Origin of the sequence: Methylorubrum podarium, from assembly GCF_022179745.1 — a bacterium.
GTDB classification, from domain to species: Bacteria; Pseudomonadota; Alphaproteobacteria; order Rhizobiales; family Beijerinckiaceae; genus Methylobacterium; species Methylobacterium podarium.
Genome location: NZ_BPRD01000169.1, coordinates 1 through 5,562, shown reverse-complemented (window position 1 = coordinate 5,562; position 5,562 = coordinate 1). Strand labels below are relative to the sequence as shown.

Genomic DNA, 5,562 nt, shown 5'->3' with positions numbered 1-5,562 from the left:
CCCTCGATGGCGGTGACGTCCGCCCCGAACAGGAAGCGGATTCCGGCCTCCTCGTGGAAGGCGCGGAACGCCTGCGAGGTCTCGGGCGAGACCGCCCGCGCCATCACGCGCTCGGCCGCCTCGATCACGGTGACGGACAGGCCGCGGGCGGCGCAGACCGCCGCGAATTCGAGGCCGATGAAGCCCGCTCCCACCACGACGATGTGGCGGACGCCCTCGATCGCGCTGCGCAGGGCGTCGGCGTCGTCGATCGAGCGGAGCTGGCGCACGCCCGCGAGGTCGGCCCCCGGCACCGGCAGGGCCCGGTTGCGGGTGCCGGTGGCGAGGATGAGGTGGTCGTAGGCGAGGCGCTCGCCGTCCGAGAGCCGCACGTGGCGCTCCCCGCGGTCGATCGCCGTCACCCGCGTCCCGGACAGGTGGTCGATGCGGTGCTCGGCGAAGAAGCTCTCCTGCCGCAGCAGGAGGCCGCGGGCGTCGGTCTTGCCGGCGAGATAGGCCTTCGACAGCGGCGGGCGCTGATAGGGGAGCGCGGCCTCCTCGCCGACCAGGGTCAGGCGCCCGGCGAACCCCGCCTCCCGCAGCGAGGCGGCGGCCTGGAAGCCGGCCTGCCCCGCCCCGACGATGACGACGGCGTCCATCGGCCCGCTCACTCGCCCGCCTCGGCCGGGCTGCGGATCGCCCTGGGGGCCTGCACGGTCCCGTCCCCTTCCGCGAAAAAGCCGCCGGGGATGGTCGGCAGGAAGCGGCGTCCCTCCTGCGAGAGGTAGTCCCAGAAGGCGTCGGAGGCCGGGCCGAGAACCTTGTCGGCGCGGCGCACGACGTACCAGTCCCGCCGGATCGGCAGGCCCTCCACGTCGAGGAGGACGAGGCGGCCGCTCTCCAGCTCCGCCGCCACCGAGTGGCCGGACAGGAGCGCGATGCCGAGCCCTGCCATCACCGCCTGCTTCAGCGTCTCGTTCGAGCCCGAATCGATCCCGAGCTTGGCCCGGCGGATCATCACGCCGCTCATGAACTCCTCGAAGACCGAGCGCGTGCCCGAGCCCTCCTCGCGCACCAGGAAGGATTCCTCGGCCAGATCCGCCCGCGTCAGGCCGCGCCGCCCGGCCATCGGATGGTCGGGGGCGGCGATCAGCACCAGCGGATGCGGCCCGAAGGTCTCCGCCTCGATGGCGAAGTCCCGCGGCGGGCGGCCCATGATCGCGAAATCGATGTCGTAGTTGCGCAGGGCCTCGATCGTGTCCTGGCGGTTGCCGACGGTGAGCGAGATCTCGACCTTCGGGTGGCTCTCCATGAAGCCGGCGATGACGAGCGGCGCGAAATATTTCGCCGTCGACACCACGCCGAGGCCGACCCGGCCGCCGCCGCCGCCCTTCAGGGTGCGCAGGCGGTCGGTGCAGGTTTCCAGCACGGTGTTGATGCTGTTGATCGCCCACAGCATCTCGCGGCCGGCATCCGTCGGCTTGAGGCCGGTCGGCGTGCGGTCGAACAGGAGGAGGCCCGCCTCCTCCTCCAACTGGCGGATGCGCGCGTAGAGCGCGGCGGAGGTGACGTTCAGCTCCTGCGCGGCCCGCGTCATGGTGCCGAGCCGCGCCACCGCGGCCACCGCCTGAAGCTGCTTGAGCGAGAGATTGCGCATGCCTCGTTTTTAGTTTTTTTGCGGGGCACCACAAGTTTTTTTAGAAAACCTTCGACAGCTCTCCCCTGCCGTCTGGCGCTGCCGCCTCGCCACAGCGTATCATAGGCCGTGACGGGCCTGCACGCCTCCGCGCGCGCATGGCCGCCAAGAACGCCGCGCAGGCCCTGAAAGTCACGCGGCCTCGACGGGAGCGAGCCTTAGAACGATGACGAAGCCGTACGGGTCATCCCTCGACGATCATCTCGACGCCGAGGTTGCGCGGGACGCCTCCCTGGCCGACACCGCCGCCACGATCCGGGCGCTGGCCGCCGCCGCGATCGACGTGAGCGAGACCGTCGGCCGCGGGTCGCTGGCCGGCGACCTCGCCGCCCAGGGCGAGCACAACAGCGACGGCGACGTGCAGAAGGCGCTCGACGTGATCGCCCACAAGCGCTTCATGCAGGCGCTGGAAGAGGCTCCCGTGGCGCAGGTCGCCTCGGAGGAGGCCGAGGACGTCGTCACGCTGAAGCCCGACGCGCCGCTGGCCGTCGCGATCGATCCGCTCGACGGTTCGTCCAATATCGGCGTCGGCATGGTGGTCGGCACCATCTTCGGCATCCGCCCCGTGACGCGGGACCAGGGGAGCGACGATCCGAACGCCTCGTTCCTGACGCCCGGCACGACGCAGACGGCCGCCGGCTTCGTCGTCTACGGCCCGGCCACCACCTTCGTGGTCACGCTCGGCAACGGCACCCGCATCTTCACTCTCGACCGGGCGGCGGGCGTCTTCCGCCTCACCCACGACGCGATGAAGATCGTGCCGAGCGCCAACGAGTACGCGATCAACGCCTCGAACGTCCGGCACTGGGACGGGCCGGTGAAGTCCTTCATCGAGGATTGCCTGCGCGGCACGGAAGGCCCGCGCGACCGCGACTTCAACATGCGCTGGACCGCCGCCCTGGTGGCGGACGCGCAGCGCGTCCTGATCCGCGGCGGCGTGTTCCTGTATCCGGGCGACAACCGGAAGGGCTACGCGCAAGGGCGCCTGCGCCTCCTCTACGAGACCGCCCCGATCGCCTTCCTGATCGAGCAGGCGGGCGGCGCCGCCACCGACGGCCAGAACCGCATCTTGGAGCGGGTCGCCGCCAAGATCCACGAGCGCTCGCCGCTGGTCTTCGGCTCCACCGAGGAGGTGGAGTGCGTGGCCAAGTACTATGACGGGCGCCAGCCCAGCGCCGGCCGCTCACCTCTCTTCGGCCAGCGCGGCCTGATGCGCAGCTAAAGCCTCGGCGCCCCTACGTCAGCAAGCGCAAACCATTCAGCCCATGTCGGCGCGTCATCCCATCATCTCGGTGACCGGCTCCTCGGGGGCCGGGACCACATCCGTCCGCAACACCTTCGAGCAGATCTTCCGCCGGGAGGATGTCAGCGCCGTCTATATCGAGGGCGACGGCTTCCACGCCTTCGACCGCGACACCATGCGCGCGATGATGGCGCACGAGCCGACGCTGAGCCACTTCGCGCCGCGGGCCAACCTGCTGCCGGAGCTGGAGGAGGTGTTCCGCAGCTACAGCGAATCCGGCACCGGCCGCACGCGGCACTACGCCCACGACGACGCGGACGCCGCCCGCTACGGCGTGCCGATGGGCTCCTTCACGCCCTGGGAGCCGTTCCAGCCGGGCTCGGACCTCCTGTTCTACGAGGGCCTGCACGGCTGCGTGGTCGACAACAACGTCGATCTCGCCCGCTATCCCGACCTCAAGATCGGGGTGGTGCCGGTGATCAACCTCGAATGGATCCAGAAGCTGCACCGGGACCGCTCGACCCGGGGCTACTCGACCGAGGCCGTCACCGACGTGATCCTGCGCCGGATGCCGGACTACGTGCAGACGATCTGCCCGCAATTCTCGTGGACGGACATCAACTTCCAGCGGGTGCCGACGGTGGACACCTCGAACCCCTTCATCGCCCGCTGGATCCCGACCGCCGACGAGTCGATGGTGGTGATCCGCTTCAAGGACCCGAAGGGGATCGACTTCTCGTACCTCGTGTCGATGATCCACGACAGCTTCATGAGCCGGGCCAACTCCATCGTCATCCCCGGCGGCAAGCTCGACCTGGCGATGCAGCTCATCCTGACGCCGATCATCATGCAGCTGGTGGAGCGGCGGCGGCGGCTGGCGTGAGCCTTCCGCAGACCGTCACGTCATTGCGAGGCGGAGCCGAAGCAATTCAGGTCGCGCCTCTGGACCGCTTCGCCTTCGCTCGCGACGACGGAGAGGATCACGCCGCTCAGGCGTCCTCGACCCCCGCCATCTCGATGGGGGCCACCGCCTCCTGCCCGTCGAGGAACGCGGCGACCGCCCGCGAAAACTCCGGCGTGCGCAGGTAGCCGTAGGACTTGTGCGGGTTCACGCCGCCGCGCGGGCGGCGATAGCCGTTGATCACCGGGCAATCGGTCACGCCGACGCCCGCCGCGTTCGGGGCGTAGGACTCGGCCAGCGTGGTGCCGACGGTCGCCACGTCCTCGCGGTCGCCGAGATTGCTCCAGCGGGCGACGGCGTCCGGCACGCGCAGGCCCCCATGCTCCTCGGCGAGGTGATGCTTGATCTCGGCGAGCCCGAGGGGGGCGCCCATGGTGACGAGGTGCTCGATCCGCGGACAGCGCCCGTCGCGCTCGAGCCGGCGCAGCACGTCGTAGGCGATCAGCGACCCCATGGAATGGGCGGCGATCAGCAGCGGCCGGCCGGCATGCTGCTCCAGCGCCTCGCGCAGGCGGTCGCGGGCGGCCTCGCGGAAGGCGCGGTCCTCGTAATAGCCCCAGAGATCGTCGAGCCGGTGCTCGATGATGAGGTCGTCGAGGACGAGGCGCCCGGTCTTCTTCTGCATCCACTCGACGACGCGGTAGAGGCGGTCGGTCAGGGTCGGGGCGCAGGCGCCGTCGGCGCTCGGGAACGGCCCCCTCCCCCGCACGGGGTAGTAGGGCTCCCGGTTGCGATCCTCGGAGAGCGGCGCGTCGTAGCGCAGGTCGGCCCAGTAGACGAACTCGAAGGGCAGCTCGGGCCGATCCGCGCCGAGGTTGCGCCGCAGCCCCTCGCGGATCGCGGCGGCCCACCATGCCTGCTTCTCTTCCTTCGGCGGTTTGTTGGCGAGGCCGTGGATGCCGAGGATGAGCGGGCGGTCGTGCATCGGTCGAGGAGGGGGAGCCTTGCGGTTCGTCGTTCGCCGGCTCGGCACCGACATCGCAGGGCATATAGCGCGCGGGTTTCGGCGATCCGCGCGACAAATCGGCAGCCTGCTTCCGCTGCCGGAAATCTTCTCCCCACCGGCGGGCAGGAAGCGGACGAGGGACGGCGCGGCGCCTTACGCGCCCATCTTCTCCACGAGCGCGTCGGAGAGGGCGAAGTTGACGTAGACGTTCTGCACGTCGTCCTGGTCCTCGATCACCTCGACGAGGCGGATCAGCTTCTCGCCGGTCTCGTCATCGACGTCGATGGTGTTCTGCGCCTTCCAGATCAGGCCGGTGCGGCGCGGCTCGCCGAAGCGGGCTTCCAGCGCCTTCGAGACCTCGCCGTAGGCGTCCTGGGCGCAGGTCACTTCGTGGCCGTCGGCATCCGAGCGCACGTCGTCGGCGCCGGCCTCGATGGCGGCCTCCAGCATCGTGTCGGCGTCCGCGACGTCGGCCGGGAAGGCGATCACGCCGACCCGGTCGAACATGAAGGCGACGGCGCCGGTCTCGGCGAGGCTGCCGCCGGACTTGGTGAAGGCCGAGCGCACGTCGGAGGCGGTGCGGTTGCGGTTGTCGGTCTGCGCCTCGACGATCAGCGCGGCGCCGCCGGGGCCGTAGCCCTCGTAGCGGATCTCCTCGTAGTTCTCGCCGTCGTTGCCGGCCGCCTTCTTGATGGCGCGCTCGATGTTGTCCTTGGGCATGTTCTCGGCCCGGGCCG

6 protein-coding genes are annotated in these 5,562 nt (G+C 70.3%); 2 read left to right on the top strand and 4 right to left on the bottom strand.

Annotated elements, in window-relative coordinates; all coding sequences use genetic code 11:
* A partial coding sequence (locus MFF42_RS08975) for an NAD(P)/FAD-dependent oxidoreductase (RefSeq protein ID WP_238255424.1) occupies positions 1 to 650 on the bottom strand: 650 nt, incomplete at its 3' end.
* Entirely contained in the window at positions 647 to 1,636 is a 990-nt protein-coding gene (locus tag MFF42_RS08970; protein ID WP_238255423.1) for a LysR family transcriptional regulator, read from the bottom strand. The genes MFF42_RS08975 and MFF42_RS08970, both read right to left, overlap by 4 nt.
* Positions 1,637 to 1,841: 205 nt before the next feature.
* On the opposite strand from MFF42_RS08970, the gene MFF42_RS08965 reads away from it, so the two are divergent.
* Both MFF42_RS08965 and MFF42_RS08960 read left to right on the top strand, forming a co-directional pair.
* A complete protein-coding gene (locus tag MFF42_RS08965) occupies positions 1,842 to 2,897 on the top strand; it encodes a class 1 fructose-bisphosphatase (protein ID WP_238255422.1) in 1,056 nt (351 codons plus the stop codon).
* A gap of 43 nt (positions 2,898 to 2,940) precedes the next feature.
* Positions 2,941 to 3,801, top strand: a complete 861-nt coding sequence (locus MFF42_RS08960) for a phosphoribulokinase (RefSeq protein WP_238255421.1) — start codon at positions 2,941 to 2,943, stop codon at positions 3,799 to 3,801.
* A 106-nt stretch (positions 3,802 to 3,907) separates the two neighbouring features.
* Here the strand turns inward: MFF42_RS08960 and MFF42_RS08955 are convergent, their stop codons facing one another.
* Both MFF42_RS08955 and MFF42_RS08950 read right to left on the bottom strand, forming a co-directional pair.
* The gene (locus MFF42_RS08955; RefSeq protein WP_238255420.1) at positions 3,908 to 4,804 is read right to left on the bottom strand and encodes a hypothetical protein; all 897 of its coding nucleotides are present in this window, start codon (positions 4,802 to 4,804) and stop codon (positions 3,908 to 3,910) included.
* A 174-nt stretch (positions 4,805 to 4,978) separates the two neighbouring features.
* A partial coding sequence (locus MFF42_RS08950; protein ID WP_238255419.1) for a YebC/PmpR family DNA-binding transcriptional regulator occupies positions 4,979 to 5,562 on the bottom strand: 584 nt, incomplete at its 5' end.

Bases quoted from the DNA above. Each gene is read 5' to 3' on its own strand.
- MFF42_RS08970 (WP_238255423.1), bottom strand. From the start codon at position 1,636: ATGCGCAATCTCTCGCTCAAGCAGCTTCAGGCGGTGGCCGCGGTGGCG.
- MFF42_RS08955 (WP_238255420.1), bottom strand. From the start codon at position 4,804: ATGCACGACCGCCCGCTCATCCTCGGCATCCACGGCCTCGCCAACAAA.
- MFF42_RS08960 (WP_238255421.1), top strand. From the start codon at position 2,941: ATGTCGGCGCGTCATCCCATCATCTCGGTGACCGGCTCCTCGGGGGCC.
- MFF42_RS08965 (WP_238255422.1), top strand. From the start codon at position 1,842: ATGACGAAGCCGTACGGGTCATCCCTCGACGATCATCTCGACGCCGAG.